The following is a 15,988-nucleotide window of genomic DNA, read 5'->3' as shown; positions in this document are numbered from 1 at the left end:
CCGGCAAGGACATGCCCCTGCCGGCGAATTCAACGTTTACGCGGCGGCCGGCAGCGGCCCGATATAGACCGAGCGCGGGCGGATCAGCCTGCCTTCGAGCGCCTGTTCGCGCGCATGCGCCAGCCATCCGACGGTGCGGCCGATCGCGAAGACGCCGGTGAAGGCCTCGCGGGGGAAGCCGACCGCTTCCAACAGCAGCGCGGTATAAAATTCGACGTTGACGTCGAGCGGCCGGTTCGGCTTGCGCGCCTTCAGGATCGCCAATGCAGCGGTTTCCACGGCTTCCGCCAGAGCGCCGCGGGCGCTGTTCACCTGGCCCGTTGTAATCAACGGCTTCAGCGCGCCCTTCAGCGCATCGGCGCGCGGATCGCGGACGCGATAGATGCGATGGCCGAAGCCCATCAGCCTTTCGCCGCGGTCGAGTGCTTCCTCGATCCACGGGTAAGCATTCTCCGCCGTTCCGATCGCATCCAGCATGTCGAGCACGGGACCGGGCGCGCCGCCATGCAGCGGCCCTTTCAGCGCGCTCACCGCCGCGAGTACGGAAGAGGTGAGGCCGGCCTGCGTCGAGGCAATGACGCGCGATGCGAAGGTCGAGGCATTGAGGCCATGGTCCGATATCGTCACGAGATAGGTGTCGAGTGCCGCTGTCTGCTCCCTGGTCGGCAATTTTCCAGTCAGCATGCGCAGGATATCGGCCGCCTGCGGCAGCGAGGCGTCCGGCGCGATCGGTCTTTTGCCGCGTTGCTTGCGAAGGATCGCCGGCAGGAAAACTGCGGGTGCAGCCAGAAGGCTGAGAGCGGTATCGAAATCCTCGCCGTCGGGCAGGCGGGCGATCAGCGCTCGCATCGCATCGACCGGAGGCAAAGCGAGCAGGGCGGCGTCAGCGGCCTTGATGTGGCCGAAAATCCTCGTTCGCGCCTGCGCCAACCAGTCGCGCAACTCCGCTTCGTCGAAGCTTCTTTCCATCAGCCCATCGAGCAATAGGGCGGCGACGCCTTCATAGGTGCCGTTTGCAACCAGGTGATCCAACGATACGCCCCGGATGATCAGTCGTCCCGCTTCGCCATCGACATCCGAAAGCTGCGTTTCGGCAGCAATGACATCTTCCAAGCCGTTTTTCATGTTGTTTCTCCTTTACGACCGGGATGATCGGACCTAGTCTCATTGACGTCAATCTTGACGCAATTGATCAATGTGAGGTTCCGATGTCGTGGCTGACCGCCGAGGAGGCGCTGCAGGCGCTGAAGACCAAGCCGCAGACGCTGTATGCCAATGTCAGCCGCGGACGCATCCGCGCCAAGCCCGATCCCGCCGACCCGCGCCGCAGCCTCTACCAGGCTGCCGACGTACAGCGGCTTGCCGAACGCCATGCCGGCCGCCGCAAGACCGAAACGGTCGCCGCCGAGGCGATCCGCTGGGGCGATCCGGTTCTGTCGTCGGCAATCTCCACCATCATCGGCGGACGGCTTTTCTATCGCGGAAAGGATGCAGCCGGTTTCGCGGAAGCCGCGACGCTCGAGCAGACGGCGACACTGCTCTGGAACGGCGCGGAAACAGCCTCTGGTGGCAACGAGACCCGCCATGCCTCTCCGTCGCTTCAGGCGGCATTCCAGGCGCTGGCAGGGCGGGTGACATCGGATCTGCCATCGCTCGGCCGCTCGCAGGCAGCACTTCGCCGCGAAGCAAGCGGCGTTCTCCGCACCATCGCCGATGCACTGGCGCCGGGGCCTTTCGAGCAGCTGCTGCATCTCAGGCTTGCGACAAGCTGGCAGCGGCCGGATGCCGCCGATTGTCTGCGCCGCGCGCTGGTGCTGCTTGCCGATCACGAACTCAACGCCTCGACCTTTGCGGCGCGGGTCACGGCATCGGCGGGGGCGGCCCTTTCGGCCGCCGTGCTGTCCGGTCTGGCGACGCTGACAGGGCCGCTGCATGGTGCCGCCTGGCAAGGCGTCGACGCCTTGATAGAGACCGCTTCCACCCTTGGGGCGGAGCAGGCGATCCGCCGTACGCTTGCCCAAGGCAATCGCCTTTCGGCCTTCGGCCATCCGCTCTATCCCGATGGCGATGTCAGGGCCTTGGCGCTGCTGTCGCACTTCCCCCTGCCGCCGCAATTTGCCGAGATCCGGGAAGTGGGCGAGGAGATGGTCGGCGAGAAGGTCAACGTCGATTTTGCGCTTGCCGCAATGGTCGCCGCCTTCGATCTCCCGAGGGAGGCGCCGATTATCATCTTTTCGCTTGCCCGCTCCGCGGGTTGGCTGGCGCATGCGATGGAGCAGATCGACAGCGGCGAATTGATCCGGCCGCGGGCGCGTTATGCAGGACCGGCGCCTGAAACGGCCACCAAAACTTGAATTCCGCCTCCGATTGCGCTGGTTAGCTTTTTTGCCTAGGGAAATATCCGAATTCGGCTATCATGCTTCACATGGAAGAAGACGGTTGGCGGACGCTTTCGACAAGAGCCGTCCGCACGGTCAAGGGGACTTTCCATGAATATGACGTTTCGCAGCACACTTGCCGCCATACTCGCTGTCGGCCTTATTCCGCATGGGTCAGCCCTTGCGCAGTCTGCCGGCTGCACGGTTTCGCGTGATGCCGGCGCCCGCCAGGTGCTGAGTTGTCCAGGCGGCGTCACGGTGACGGCAGAGGCGGGCGCTGCCTACAGCCTCGTCGACCGCAACCGTGACGGCAGCCCCGATTCGGCATCGCTGCGCCGCAAGGCCATCCTCGTCGATGTCGATAACACCCAGCACGCCGGTGGTTTCCAGGTCGTGACGCCGCAGGCGATCGCCGCCGTGCGCGGCACACAATGGGCTGTTGATGTCGCAGGCGGCAAGACCTCTGTGCTGGTCGTCAGGGGCAGCGTCGCGGTCCGCCGGCCGGCCGGCGAGGCAGTGGTGCTGTCGCCCGGCGAGGGCGTCGACGTCAGCGGCGGGACCGAACCTCTCGTCGTGCGTCGCTGGCCAGCGCCGCGCGCCGCCGCCCTTCTTGCCCGGCTCGGCCAATAAATCCCATGAACCATCGCCCGCTGACCGTGATCGCGCTGCTGCTCGCCGGTCTTTGGGGAGCTGCGCTCGGCTATACCAATCTCGATGCCGGAAGCGGCCTTCTCGACCGGATGGAGGCCTCGCTTGCCGATATCCGCAGCGCCATTGTCGGTGCGAAGACACCGCCTCCCGTCGTCTCGATCGTCGCGATCGACGACCGCACCGCTGGGGCGCACGGCTATCCGCTCGATCGGGCGACACTCGCGCGCCTCGCCGACGCGATCACCGCGTTGAAGCCGAAGGTCCTGGCGATCGATATTCTGCTGGTCGATCCGGGTCCGGAGGCGGGTGATGCGGCGCTGACATTAGCCCTTCGCCAGGGGCCGAGCGTGATTGCAGCCGCGGCCACTTTTGCGCAAAGCAGCCAGCGGGTCACCGATGTGGCCGAGGATCCGCTTGCCGCGATCCCGGAGGCAAACCAGCTGCTATTGCCGCTTCCCCGCTTTGCCGAGGCTGCCGCGGTCGGGATCGTCAATGTCGCAACCGACCAGACCGGCACACCGCGCTTCATTCCGCTGATCTCGCGTGCCGCAGACCGGCTGGATCCGGCTTTTCCGCTGCGTGCCGCATCGGTGGCGCTCGGCGTTGATCCCAGGATCGAACATGACGCCATCATGCTCGGAAAGCTGCGTATTCCCACCGATATCGGCCAGCGTCTGCCGGTGACCTTCTATGGCGGGCACGGCAGCATCGCCACCTTCAGCGCCGCCGATGCGCTGGACGGCAAGCTTTCGGCGGATGCGGTGGCAGGCCGGATCGTCGTCATCGGTTCGACTGTCACCGGCGGCGGCGACGTCTACCCGACGCCGTTCGATCCCGTCATGCCCGGCGTCGAGGTAATGTCGACGGCGATCACCCATCTCGTCACCGGCGATGGCATGGTGCGTGACCACAGGATGCGGCTGATCGATACCGCCACCGCCGTCGGACTGCCGATCGTGCTCGTGTCGCTGGTCGCCTGGCGCCGGAGTGCGGCAGGCTATCTCATCATCGTGCTGACGCTGGTCCTCTGGGCGATGCTCGATCTGTCGGCCTATGCACATGGCTACTGGCTGAGTGCGGCGCTGCCGATCGCCGCAGCGCTGCCGCCGGCGCTGATCTTCGGGGCGGCCGAGCTCTGGCTCGACCGCGGCCGCGCCCGCCATTTTGCCGAGCAGAGCGCGCTGCTGCAGCGCATCGAGGCACCCGGCCTCGGCGAGTGGTTGGCGCGCGATCCGAATTTCCTCGCCGCGCCTGTGCGCCAGAACGCCGCCGTCATCTTCATCGATCTCTCGGGTTTCACCGGCCTCAGCGAAAATGTCGGGCCAGTAGCGGTGAGCGAGATGCTGAGCGGCTTCTTCGAACTGGTTGACGAGGAGGCGCGGGCCCATGGCGGCGCCATCACCAGCTTCATGGGCGACGGGGCGATGATCCTGTTCGGCCTGCCGGAGCCTGCCGATGACGACGCCGCACGCGCCGCTGCCTGCGCGGTCAGCCTCTGCGAGCGCACACGAGCCTGGCTTCAGGCGCATGCTGGCTTTGCCCCGAAGAAGATTGGCTTCAAGGTCGGCGCCCATTGCGGCCCGATCGTCGCATCGCGATTGGGCACCGGCGACCGGCAGCAGATCACGGCGGCGGGCGACACCATCAATGTCGGCAGCCGGCTGATGGAGGTCGCCGCCCGCCATGGCGTCGAACTGGCGCTGAGCGCCGAAATCGTCCGCGCCGCCGGTCCCTATAGCGTGCTCACGCAGTCCGGCCGCATGGAGGGACCGTTGGAAACGGCGTTGCGTGGCCGGGCAAGCAGCATCGACGCCTGGCTGTGGCGCAGCCGCACACTTTGACAATCGCCGCGGGAGGGGCTAGGAACGGCGCAAATACCCCGCCGGCTGGCTCCGGCCATGGCGCAGCAACGCGCCTGACAGCTCCGAAAGATCGAACTCATGACAGAATTCAACGGCGTCGTTCCGGCGATCGCCAAGGCGTTGCAGAAGCGCGGTTACGCCGAACTTACCCCGGTGCAGAAGGCGATGCTCGATCCGGCGCTCGCCGCTTCCGACGCGCTGGTCTCGGCCCAGACCGGCTCCGGCAAGACCGTCGCCTTCGGCCTGGCGCTGGCGCCGACGCTGCTCGAAGGCAGGGAGCGCTTCGGCAATGCCGGAGCTCCGCTCGCCCTCGTCATCGCCCCGACGCGCGAACTTGCCCTGCAGGTGAAGCGCGAACTCGAGTGGCTCTTTGAGATGACCGGCGCCGTGATCGCCAGCTGCGTCGGCGGCATGGACATCCGCAGCGAGCGCCGCACGCTCGAACGCGGCGCCCATATTGTCGTCGGCACGCCTGGCCGGCTCTGCGACCATATTCGCCGCAGGGCGCTCGACATGTCGGAACTGAAGGCTGCCGTGCTCGACGAGGCCGACGAGATGCTCGATCTCGGCTTCCGCGAGGATCTCGAATTCATTCTCGATGCCGCGCCGGACGAACGCCGGACGCTGATGTTTTCGGCGACGGTGCCGGCGGCCATCGCGAAGCTTGCCAAGAGCTACCAGCGCAATGCCGTGCGCATCAGCACCGCGGCCGGGGAAAAGCAGCATATCGACATTGAATATCGCGCGCTAATGGTCGCCCCGAGCGACCGCGAGAATGCGATCATCAACGTGCTGCGCTATTATGAGGCGACTAATGCCATCGTGTTCTGCTCGACGCGTGCTGCCGTCAACCATCTGACGGCGCGCTTCAACAATCGCAATTTCGCCGTGGTGGCACTGTCCGGCGAGCTGACTCAGAACGAGCGCACCCACGCGCTGCAGGCGATGCGCGACGGGCGCGCCCGTGTCTGCATCGCGACCGACGTTGCCGCCCGCGGCATCGACCTGCCGGGACTCGATCTCGTCATCCATGCCGACCTGCCGACCAATCCGGACACGCTGCTGCACCGGAGCGGCCGCACCGGCCGGGCCGGACGCAAGGGCATCAGCGCCATGATCGTGCCGCTGAATGCACGGCGCAAGGCAGAGCGCCTGCTCGAGAATGCCGGTATTTCGGCTGCCTGGGCGCGACCGCCTTCGGCCGAGGAAGTGAGCGAGCGCGACGACGAGCGGCTGCTTGCCGATCCGATCTTCAACGAAACGCCGCAGGAGGAAGAGCAGGGGCTGGTACAGCAGCTTCTCGCCAGCCACGGCGCCGAAAAGCTCGCCGCCGCTTTCTTACGTCTTTACCGCACCAATCATTCGGCGCCGGAGGACCTCATCGAGGTTACCGTACAGGACGAGCGCAGCCGCAAGCGCCGCGACAATGCCGAGCCCTACGAGCCGGCGCAGAAGGGACCGCGCGAAGATTTCGGCGCCAGTGTCTGGTTCTCCGTCTCGGTCGGGCGCAAGCAGAATGCCGAACCGCGCTGGCTGATCCCGATGCTCTGCCGCAACGGCAATGTGACGAAGCGCGAAATCGGCGCGATCAAGATGCAGCCCGAGGAAACCTATGTGGAGATCGCCGCGGCGAGTGCCGAAAGCTTCCTGGCGGCGATCGGACCGAACAAGGCGCTCGAACGCGGCATCCGCGTGACCAGGCTTCCCGGCACGCCGGATTTCAACCGGGCGCCTGCGTCAAAACCCTATGCCGGCAAGCCATCCCGCGACGAGCGGCCGGACGATTCGTTCCGCGGCGAGCGGCCGAAGAACAAGTTCGGCAAGGGTCCGGGCGGCGGATATGCTGCCGCCGACAATAGCGGCGGGGAAAGACGGGATAGCAAGCCCTGGAGCAAGAAGCCGGGCAAGCCCGCCTTCGATGGCCCGAAGTCCGACAAGCCGAAATACGACAAGCCGAAATTCGAAGGCTCCAGATCCGAAGGCCCCAAATATGAGGGCAAGGGCGGCAGCGCACCGAAGAATAAGTTTTCAAAGAAGAAGCCCGGCTGATTTTGCCGGAAGCCCTTCGCTGGTCCGGCGGAGGGCTTTGGGTCGTGTCCCTAAGGGAGGCAAGGATGACGGTGGAAACGGCGATTCTCAGCGTTCCGGTTTTCAGTGCGCTCTGCAATGAGGCCTTCCGGCTGCGGCGCGCCGTTTTCGTGCATGAGCAGAAGGTTCCCGAAGCCGAGGAATTTGATGCCGACGATCTCCGCGCCCATCATCTCGTCGCCGTCACGGCGGGCGAGGTCTCCGGCACGCTGCGAGCCATCTACGCCGAGGAACATGTGAAGATCGGCCGGGTTGCGGTTGCCGGTCAACGGCGCGGCCAGGGCATTGCCGCCGCAATGATCGGGCGAGCGATGGAACTGCATCGCGGCGCCCGCGACAACCGCTTCTATCTCACAGCGCAGGCCGACAAGCTGCCGCTTTACGAGCGTTTCGGCTTCGTTGCCTATGGCGCGGAATTTCTTGACGGTGGCATGCCGCATCTTGCCATGAAGAACTACTGAGCTTCGTCGGCAGGAGCAGACAACCATGAAACGCCCGGGCACGCCGCAACCCGATCCCGCCGCCTTCATTCAGGCCAACCTGCCGATATCACCCGTTCCATCCATCCCCGAGATCCGGCTCCATACGGCAGGACCTGCGAGCGGGCTCTGGCGGCTTGCCGGTCGTGGAGAGGCCGATCCGCCGCCTTACTGGGCCTATCCCTGGGCCGGCGGCGCGGTGCTTGCCCGCCATCTGCTCGACCGGCCGGAAATTGTGCGCGGCCGCCGGGTGCTCGATCTCGGCGCCGGCTCCGGGCTCGTAGCCATTGCCGTGGCCAAGGCCGGCGCAGCCACGGTGACCGCTATCGACATCGATGCCAATGCCATTGCCGCGATCGGTCTCAACGCGGCGATCAACGGCGTGGATATCGCGACCGTCGCCGCCGATATCATCGAGGGTCAGCCACCAGCGACTGACCTTCTCGTGGTCGGTGACCTGTTTTACGATCCAGCGCTAGCCTTGCGGGTGATGGGCTTCCTGCGGCGTTGCCAGGCCGCCGGTATCGAGGTGCTGATCGGCGATCCCGAGCGTGCCTACCTGCCGCAGGGCGAACTCAGCCGAATTGCCACCCATGCGGTTGCGGATTTCGGCGGGGGCACTGGCGGTCGTGCCGTGCCGGCGGGCGTCTTTGCCCTCTCCGGCAAAGCTGAAGGCGAGATTATGCCCGGAGGTCGGGCCGCAACAGCATGACCGGGCAGGGCGCTCCGGCTGGCAATTCCGGCGCATGCGGCGGGCGGATGACGAGGCAATCGGCTGCGGCGAAGACCTTCATCATCGAGGAATCCTGCTTGCCGAAGGGTTCGGCGAGCCAATGGCCGGCGGCGGATTTCGAGAGCTTCGCCCTGATATAGTCCTGCCGGTGGTCGTTGGCGCGCAGCGTGACAGCCGCCTCCACCGTTGCCTCGCGCCGCACCGGCGGCAGGGAGGCGAGCTTGCGGATCAGCGGCTCCAGGAAGAGCAGCGAACAGACGAGGCTCGAGACCGGATTGCCGGGCAGGCCGAGCACATGCGTCTCGCCGAAGCTGCCGACCATAAGCGGTTTGCCGGGGCGCATGGCGATGCGCCAGAAATCAAGCTGCATGCCGGCCTCGATCAGCGTCGCCTGCACCAGATCATGGTCGCCGACCGAAGCGCCGCCGAGCGTGACGATCACATCGACCTTGGCGCCCCGCGCCATGTCGATCGCTGCGGTGATCTTGGTCTTGTCGTCAGGCACGATGCCGAGATCGAGTACATCGGCGCCGGCTTTGCGGGCAAGGGCTGCAATACCAAACGTATTGGATGCGATGATCTGCGAAGGGCCGGGCGTGCTTCCAGGCGGCAGCAGCTCGTCGCCGGTTGCAAGGATGGCGACCAGCGGGCGCCGCAGCACCTCGACGTGAGGCCGGTTCATGCCGGCGGCGACCGTCAGCCGCGAGAAATCAAGCACGGTGCCGGCCGACAGCACGGCTTCGCCTTCGGCGAAATCCTGGCCGCGGGGACGCACATGCTGGCCCTGCCGCACAGGGAAATTGGTTCTGATGCCGCCTTCGATCTTCTCGGCATCCTCCTGCAGCAAAACGCTATCGGCGCCCGTCGGAACAGGCGCGCCGGTGAAGATGCGGACGGCTTCACCCTGGCTGACGTTTCCCTCGAAGCCATGGCCGGCGGAAGACATGCCGATGACCTTCAGCTCGGCGCCCGGCTCCGGCGCGTCTTCGCGGCGCAGCGCATAGCCATCCATGGCGGAAGCATTGAAGGGCGGCTGGGTCAGGCCGGCCGTCAGATCGACGGCCAGGACGCGGCCCTCAGCATCGGCAAGCGGCAGCGTCTCGGACGCAGCAATGGGCTTCGCGCTGGAGAGCAAGCGGTTCAGGGCCTCGGCAACCGGGAGAAGGTTCATCTTGCCTCCGGATGACGGAAATCGCCGGATTTTCCGCCGGACTTTTCAAGAAGTCTGATGCCGCCGATCTCCATTGTCTTGTCGACCGCCTTGGCCATGTCGTAGATCGTCAGACAAGCGACCGAGACGGCGGTCAGCGCCTCCATCTCCACACCGGTCTTGCCGGTCAGCTTGGCGGTCGCCGTAACGCGCAGACCGGGCAGGGTGGTATCTTCCTCGATCTCGACCGTGACCTTCGTCAGCATCAGCGGATGGCAGAGCGGGATGAGATCGGCGGTGCGTTTTGCCGCCATGATGCCGGCAAGGCGCGCCGTGCCGATGACATCGCCCTTCCTGGCATCGCCTTGGGGGATGAGAGCGAGCGTTTCCGCCGCCATCTTCACATGTCCCTCGGCAGTGGCGATGCGCACCGTCTCGGCCTTCTCGGAGACATCGACCATATGCGCCTCGCCCGAGGCCCCGATATGAGTTAGCTTTGGCTTTTGGCCGCTCATATCATTCGGCCGCGATAGCGGCTTCGCCAAAGAGCAGCGCGCGGGTGGCAGCGGCGACGTCGTCCTTGCGCATCAGGCTCTCGCCGACGAGGAAGGTATTGATGTCGACGGCCTGCAAGCGCTTGCAATCGGCGTGGGTGAAGATGCCGCTTTCGCCGACCAGCAGCCGGTCGTCAGGCACCATGGGCGCAAGCGCCTCGCTGACCGTCAGGCTGACCTCGAAAGTGCGCAGATTGCGGTTGTTGATGCCGATGAGCGGCGAAGAAAGTTTCAGTGCCCGCTCCATCTCCTCGGCGTCGTGGACCTCGACCAGCACGTCCATGCCGAGGCCGAGGGCTTCGTCTTGCAGGCGTTCGGCTTCATCGTCGGACAGCGAGGCCATGATCAGCAGGATGCAGTCTGCGCCCCAGGCGCGGGCCTCGTGCACCTGATAGGTTTCGAACATGAAATCCTTGCGCAGCGCCGGCAGCGCGCAGGCAGCACGGGCGGCTGTCAGAAATTCCGGCGCCCCCTGAAAGCTCGGCGTGTCGGTGAGCACCGAAAGGCAGGCGGCACCGCCGGCCTCATAGGCGCTCGCCAGCGACGGCGGATCGAAGTCCGGGCGAATGAGACCCTTCGAGGGGCTCGCCTTCTTGATCTCGGCGATCAGGCCGAAGCCGCCGGCATCACGCTTGGCAATGAGCGCCTTGTGGAAGCCGCGCGGCGCGGACTGGCCGGCTTGCATCGCCTTGAGATCGGCAAGCGACACTGTCGCCTTGGCAGCGGCGATCTCCTCGCGCTTGTAGAGTTCGATCTTCTTCAGGATATCGGTCATCCGGCAATCCTAGTCGATATCGTTGGAAACGGCGATGAGTTTGTCGAGGGCGAGCGCGGTCGCACCGCTATCCAGCGACTGCGTGGCCAGCGTCATGCCGTCGCGGATCGTTTCGACCTTACCCGCGATGACGAGCGAGGCGGCGGCATTGGCGAGCGATATATCGCGATAGGCATTCTTGGCGCCGCCAAGCACCTCGCGAAGGGCTGCGGCGTTGGCGACACCATCACCGCCCTTGATGTCGGCGAGCACGCAAGGGCTGACGCCGAAATCGGCGGGCGAGAGTTCGAAGGTGCGGATCTTGCCGTCTTCGAGTGCCGCGACTTTTGTAATGCCGGTCGTGGTGATCTCATCGAGGCCGTCGCCATGGACCACCCAGACGCATTCGGAGCCGAGATCGCGCATGACTTCGGCAAGCGGCACCAGCCATTGCGGCGAGAACACGCCGAGCAGCTGGCGGCGCACGCCGGCCGGACTGGAGAGCGGCCCGAGCAGATTGAAGATCGTCCGCGTGCCAAGCTCCACCCGCGAGGGGCCGACATGGCGCATGGCGGAATGATGCAGCTGCGCGAACATGAAGCCGACGCCGGCTTCGGCGATACAACGGGAGATGATCTCGGGACCGACATCGAGCTTGACGCCGAGTGCCGCCAGATTGTCGGCCGCGCCCGATTTCGAACTCAGCGCCCGGTTGCCGTGTTTGGCGACGGGAACACCGGCGCCGGCGACGATCAGCGCTGCCAGCGTCGAGATGTTATAGGTGCCGCTGGCATCGCCGCCGGTGCCGACGATGTCGATCGCATCGGCCGGCGCCTCGACGGTCAGCATCTTCGAGCGCATCGCGGTCACCGCGCCGACGATCTCATCGACCGTTTCGCCGCGCACACGCAGCGCCATCAGGAAGCCGCCGATCTGCGAGGGGGTCGCCTGGCCCGACATCAGGATGTCGAAGGCGGCACGGGCCTCGTCACGCGTCAGCGGCTCGCGGCTTGCGGCCTTGGCCAGGAACGGCTTCAGATCGGTCATAAAGCCTCCTAGCGGACCGTCGCCTTTTCGGCGAGCGTCTGGTTGATCTGTGCCCCGTACTGCGTCTGCAGCAGGTTGACCATCTGATCGAGAATATCGTCGCCGGCGGAATTGGCCATGGCGGTGATCTGGGCATCGCGGTTGTTCAGTACATCGCCGGTCGGCTGGGTGTTGACCTCGGTGACCTTCAGCAGGATCTGCGTCGAGGGATCGGCGCCGACGGCACTTGCGACCGTATCGACCGGGCCGGAAAAGGTGGCGGTGACGCCGGCGCGGCCGAGGACCGCATCATCGGTGGAGCGGGTGATGCCACTCTTGCTTTCGACGGCAATACCGAGCGGCGTAGCGATATCTGCAAGTGTCTTGCCCTTTTGCGCCTCGGCCTTCAATTCAGCGGCCTTTTTGGCGAGTTCGGCCTTCTGCTGCTCCGCCGTCCAGTCCTCGATGGCTTTTTCGCGCACCTCGGCCACCGGGCGCTCGCGATCCGGCGTGATTTCGCGGACATTGAACCAGACATAGCCGTCATTGCCGATCGAAAGCGGCGGCGCATCGACGCCGACCTCGGTCTTGAAGGCTTCGCCGAGCAGTTGCTGCTTGGCGGGGAGATCCTTGACCTCCTTGCCGTCCTTGTCGGCGCCGGTCATATCGACGGCGTCGACGGCCACTGCGGTGAGCTTCAGCTGGCCGGCAATATCCTCGAGCGTGGAACCGCCCGCGCGCAGATCCTCGATGCGATCGTGAACGTTGATCACTTCCTGAGAGGCGTTGGAGAGCGCCAACTGCTTGCGGATATCTTCCTTCACCTCGTCGAAATTCTTCGTCGTTTCAGGCTTGATGTTGGTGACGCGCAGGATGACGGGTCCGAAGGAGCCGTCGACGACAGGCGTCGTACCGCCGTCGCGCGAAACCGCAAAGGCGGCATCGGCAACGGCCTGGTCGGGAACCTTGTCTTTGGTGAATTCGCCGAGCAGCACGTCGCTTGCCGTCTTGCCCTGGTCGGAGACCAGTTGGTCGAAGCTGGTGCCGCTCTTCAGTGCGGTTTCGGCGGCGGCGGCGAGATCCTTGCTGGCGAAGGTCAGCTGTTCGATGGTGCGGCTTTCCGGTGTGCGATAGGTATCCTTGCTCTTATCGAAGGCTTCGTGGATCTGGTCGTCGGTGACGGTCGCCGCATCGGCGATATCGGCGGGCTGCAGCTTGAGGTAGACGAGCTTGCGGTATTCCGGCGCACGGTAGCGCTGCTTGACACCCTCGAACCACGTCGCCAGTACGTCGTCGGCGGGCGCCTTGATCGGCTCGATATTGGCGTTGGTGAGCAGCAGGTAATCGATACTGCGGCTTTCATCGCCATAGAGCTTCAGCGCGTCGACCAGCGTCTTCGGCGCCGTGAAGCCGTTGGAGATGGCATCGACGACCTGGCTACGGACTGCGACCTTGCTACGCTCCTTGATGTAATCGTCCTGGCGGATGCCGGCATTGCGAAGACGCGAGACGAAGAGTTCGCGGTCGAACTGGCCGTTGACGGCCTTGAAAGCCGGATCGTCGGCAATCAGCTGGGCGAGGCGATCCTGCGACAGGCCGAGGTTCATGTCTTCGGCGAGTTGGTCGAGCGAGGCGCCGGCGACGAGCTGGGCGAGCACCTGCTGCTCGATGCCGAAGGCGCGGGCCTGCTCGGGGGTGAGGCGGGTGCCGAACTGCTGGCTGACGCTTGCCACCTGGCGCTGATAGGCGAGGTGGAATTCGTTGACGTCCACATGCTGATCGCCGACGGTCACGACCGTGGTGCTGTTGCTGCCCGTGATCAGCGACCGGGAGACGCCCCAGATGCCGAAGGACGCGACCAGCAGAAGCATCAGCAGCTTGGCGACCCAGGTCTGAGCGGCTCTTCTCAGGATGTGGAACATAGAAACGCAAACCTCGCAGTATCATTGACCCGCGCACGGGCGGACATTCGACGTTCCTTAAAACAAACCCGACAGGAAATGAAGGGTTTGTCGCGCGAAAAGCTGCACAAGGTGGCCGCTCCGCCGCGGCGGCGTTGCGGCGAACAAAAGATCGGCTCCGACGGAACCTTTCGGGCCGCCATTTCGTTGAAGCGGCATCCCATGAAACAGGAGCAGACCATGGCAGAATTGAAAACCGCTTCCGCCGAATCCACCGCCGCGCGCGTCAAGGCTGACATAGCAGCCGACGATCTCTCGGCGCAGGTCGCAGCCCTTCGCAACGATCTTTCACGCCTGACGGAAAGCGTGGTGGCGCTGGGACAGGGGGCGAAGTCGGCCGTGACCGACGAGGCTTCGCTGATGACGGAACGGCTGCGCGATAAGGTGCGCGAAGAACCGCTCATGGCACTCGCGGTGACGGCAGGCATTGCCTACGTGTTCGGCATGCTCAGCCGCCGCTGAACGGGAATTCAGGATGAATAAAAGCCGGACGTCATGAACGCCCGGCTTTCAATATTTCCGAGGACAGCAAAAGCCACAGAGGCCAGCTATCGCGACCGGTTCAACGGCGGATGACGCGCCCGATCGCGATCAGGATGCAAGCACCGACGAAACCGGTGATCAGATAGCCCAGCCAACCGGCAAGCGGCTGGATGTGCAACAGGCCCAGGACCCAGTTGGCGACGATGGCGCCGACGATGCCGAGCAATATGTTCATGAGCAAGCCCATGCTGCTGCTCATGACCTTTTCCGCCAGCCATCCGGCGATGCCACCGATGATGATGGCTGCAATCCAACCCACGCCTGCGTTTTCCATGGTTATCTCCCTCCTGGCAAAACGAGTCACAGAATGCACGAAACGACAGGAAGTTCCACTCCCAGTTACTGAGATCGCTTGCAGGCTCAGCAACTTATGTGACTCACGGCAGCAGGGTGACCGGAGAGTGCAGCGCGTGGGCGGCAATCTGGAACAGTAGGCCGGCAATGGCCAGCATTGCGAAGCTGAACGGCATAATCAAACTTTTGCTAAACATCTTTCCTCTCCCGTTTTGCGTAAAGCATAAGCGGAGGCTGACTGAGCGCAACAATATTGTTAACGGATAGTTAAGGCCGGCAATTAATTAGTATTCAATACATTCACGGTTGTTGTAATACTTTCGGGTGACGAAACGTTTCTTCTGCAGCCTTGCCGTGTCAGCTGACGATCATCTGCGATCTTTGCGCTCCAGGCCTTCCGGTCTGCGACGGCTCGTCGACATTGACTACAGAAACAGTTGCACCCGAAGATGCAATCTCTGTGGATCGCAGGCAAGCGGGCCGGAAACGGCCGGCGCTGTTCCGGTGATCACACGCGGCCGGCGGGCAATCAGATTCGGTGAACGATCAGCATGAAGAAGAGGAAAGATGCCGTTGCGACCGTTGCGGCGAAGGCAATCTGATAATCCATGTCGTTAACCCCGGCTTGGATAGCTCCCATTAACGCCCGCGGCGTCGCGGGGTCCATGCCGCCAGTTCGCGCCTGTTATCTGCGGATTGATTTTGCCGAAGAATGCGTCATCTTCCTTAGAACACGATGATTTTAGGCCAGCAGCCTAAAATCCCGTTCTAATTAAGAGTTAGAGCATGATGTCGTCCGAAACGGTTGACACTTTGGCATCATGCTCTGAAACGCCATCCAATCCGGGGAAAACACTTGATGTCAAAAGCTGCAATCGCCATCGCCTGCATCTGCCTGCTGACACTTTCGGGCTGCGGCAATACCGCATACGGGCTGAAGAAGGATGGACAGGAAGCAAGCCACGCAATGGACGACGCGACACATCGGGTGCTTTCCGCCGGCGCCAAGAAGTGATGCAGGCGACGGAATAAAAAGCCCGCCTGGGGTGAGGCGGGCTTAGGATAACAGGGAGAATGGACGGATAGACTCCGCCTCCACTAATAAAGCACTTCCTTAATCGTGTGGCTTTACGTCATTCGACGTAACTGCGACCGGCAACGATCCGATGCGACCATGATTCGGAATCGAATCAGAGATGCCAGGACCGAATCAATGATATTGGATCGGATCAGAAGTTGCCCCAGTTTTGGGCGCGGGCACGGGCGCGGATAATCCGGTATTCGCGACCGCCATAGAGCGAGCCGATTGTCAGCAGAAGTGTCAGGACGTCCCAGAAGATATGCATGGTGCCCTCTTAAGGTTGGACGGTCCCGCCGCCGATCGGTGAAGATACAATAGCAATCTTTCGGATGTGCTTATATGACAAGAAATCGGGATGAGCGGAGAAGCGGGCAGGGCGCCTCCGCAAGGGAGAGGCGGCATCGCCGCCTTGGAGCAGCAAAGTGAACAGATTA

At 64.0% G+C, this 15,988-nt stretch carries 15 protein-coding genes; 8 read left to right on the top strand and 7 right to left on the bottom strand.

The genetic code is table 11. From position 1 onward, the window contains the following. Nucleotides 1-36 precede the first annotated feature (36 nt). The gene (locus tag N2A41_RS10420) at nt 37-1,125 is read right to left on the bottom strand and encodes a citrate synthase/methylcitrate synthase (RefSeq protein ID WP_260110877.1); all 1,089 of its coding nucleotides are present in this window, start codon (nt 1,123-1,125) and stop codon (nt 37-39) included. Nucleotides 1,126-1,208: 83 nt separating this feature from the next. Here N2A41_RS10420 and N2A41_RS10415 point away from each other — a divergent pair, with 83 nt between their 5' ends. The 6 genes from N2A41_RS10415 to N2A41_RS10390 all read left to right on the top strand — a co-directional run bounded on the left by N2A41_RS10415 (nt 1,209) and on the right by N2A41_RS10390 (nt 8,170). Then, entirely contained in the window at nt 1,209-2,354 is a 1,146-nt protein-coding gene (locus N2A41_RS10415; RefSeq protein WP_260110876.1) for a citrate synthase, read from the top strand. A gap of 135 nt (nt 2,355-2,489) precedes the next feature. Next, a complete protein-coding gene (locus N2A41_RS10410) occupies nt 2,490-3,008 on the top strand; it encodes a FecR domain-containing protein (protein ID WP_260110875.1) in 519 nt (172 codons plus the stop codon). Nucleotides 3,009-3,013: 5 nt separating this feature from the next. After that, nucleotides 3,014-4,870 (top strand): CHASE2 domain-containing protein, encoded by a 1,857-nt coding sequence (locus N2A41_RS10405; protein WP_260110874.1) that lies wholly within the window; start codon nt 3,014-3,016, stop codon nt 4,868-4,870. 99 nt (nt 4,871-4,969) lie between these two features. Then, on the top strand, nt 4,970-6,940 hold the full coding sequence (locus tag N2A41_RS10400) for a DEAD/DEAH box helicase (protein ID WP_260110873.1): 1,971 nt from the start codon (nt 4,970-4,972) through the stop codon (nt 6,938-6,940). 65 nt (nt 6,941-7,005) lie between these two features. Then, the gene (locus tag N2A41_RS10395; RefSeq protein ID WP_260110872.1) at nt 7,006-7,440 is read left to right on the top strand and encodes a GNAT family N-acetyltransferase; all 435 of its coding nucleotides are present in this window, start codon (nt 7,006-7,008) and stop codon (nt 7,438-7,440) included. A 25-nt stretch (nt 7,441-7,465) separates the two neighbouring features. Beyond that, on the top strand, nt 7,466-8,170 hold the full coding sequence (locus tag N2A41_RS10390; RefSeq protein ID WP_260110871.1) for a class I SAM-dependent methyltransferase: 705 nt from the start codon (nt 7,466-7,468) through the stop codon (nt 8,168-8,170). Here N2A41_RS10390 and N2A41_RS10385 read toward each other — a convergent pair. From N2A41_RS10385 to N2A41_RS10365, 5 genes are read right to left on the bottom strand one after another with little or no spacing between them, the layout of a single operon-like run. Next, nucleotides 8,139-9,362, bottom strand: a complete 1,224-nt coding sequence (locus N2A41_RS10385; RefSeq protein ID WP_260110870.1) for a molybdopterin molybdotransferase MoeA — start codon at nt 9,360-9,362, stop codon at nt 8,139-8,141. The genes N2A41_RS10390 and N2A41_RS10385 overlap by 32 nt on opposite strands. Continuing rightward, complete coding sequence (gene moaC, locus N2A41_RS10380; protein WP_260110869.1) at nt 9,359-9,856, bottom strand: cyclic pyranopterin monophosphate synthase MoaC; 498 nt, start codon at nt 9,854-9,856, stop codon at nt 9,359-9,361. Before moaC ends, N2A41_RS10385 begins: the two co-directional genes overlap by 4 nt. Nucleotide 9,857: 1 nt before the next feature. Next, a complete protein-coding gene (gene trpC, locus N2A41_RS10375; RefSeq protein WP_222385048.1) occupies nt 9,858-10,670 on the bottom strand; it encodes an indole-3-glycerol phosphate synthase TrpC in 813 nt (270 codons plus the stop codon). Nucleotides 10,671-10,679: 9 nt separating this feature from the next. Next, nucleotides 10,680-11,696 carry an anthranilate phosphoribosyltransferase gene (gene trpD, locus N2A41_RS10370; protein WP_017964376.1) on the bottom strand — a complete coding sequence of 339 codons (1,017 nt, stop codon included), beginning with the start codon at nt 11,694-11,696 and terminating at the stop codon, nt 10,680-10,682. 8 nt (nt 11,697-11,704) lie between these two features. Next, nucleotides 11,705-13,597 carry a peptidylprolyl isomerase gene (locus N2A41_RS10365; protein WP_260110868.1) on the bottom strand — a complete coding sequence of 631 codons (1,893 nt, stop codon included), beginning with the start codon at nt 13,595-13,597 and terminating at the stop codon, nt 11,705-11,707. Nucleotides 13,598-13,816: 219 nt separating this feature from the next. Here N2A41_RS10365 and N2A41_RS10360 point away from each other — a divergent pair, with 219 nt between their 5' ends. After that, nucleotides 13,817-14,098, top strand: a complete 282-nt coding sequence (locus N2A41_RS10360; RefSeq protein WP_026154158.1) for a hypothetical protein — start codon at nt 13,817-13,819, stop codon at nt 14,096-14,098. A 100-nt stretch (nt 14,099-14,198) separates the two neighbouring features. On the opposite strand, the gene N2A41_RS10355 is transcribed toward N2A41_RS10360, so the two are convergent. Next, nucleotides 14,199-14,453 carry a GlsB/YeaQ/YmgE family stress response membrane protein gene (locus tag N2A41_RS10355; protein ID WP_162117140.1) on the bottom strand — a complete coding sequence of 85 codons (255 nt, stop codon included), beginning with the start codon at nt 14,451-14,453 and terminating at the stop codon, nt 14,199-14,201. A gap of 879 nt (nt 14,454-15,332) precedes the next feature. On the opposite strand from N2A41_RS10355, the gene N2A41_RS10350 reads away from it, so the two are divergent. Then, nucleotides 15,333-15,488: a hypothetical protein gene (locus tag N2A41_RS10350; protein WP_017964370.1), complete on the top strand. Its 156-nt coding sequence runs from the start codon at nt 15,333-15,335 to the stop codon at nt 15,486-15,488. Nucleotides 15,489-15,988: the final 500 nt, after the last annotated feature.

Source organism: Rhizobium sp. SRDI969 (assembly GCF_025152725.1).
Taxonomy (GTDB): domain Bacteria; phylum Pseudomonadota; class Alphaproteobacteria; order Rhizobiales; family Rhizobiaceae; genus Rhizobium; species Rhizobium leguminosarum_I.
The sequence above is the reverse complement of the archived record's forward strand: the minus strand, read 5'-3'. Positions and strand labels throughout refer to the sequence as shown.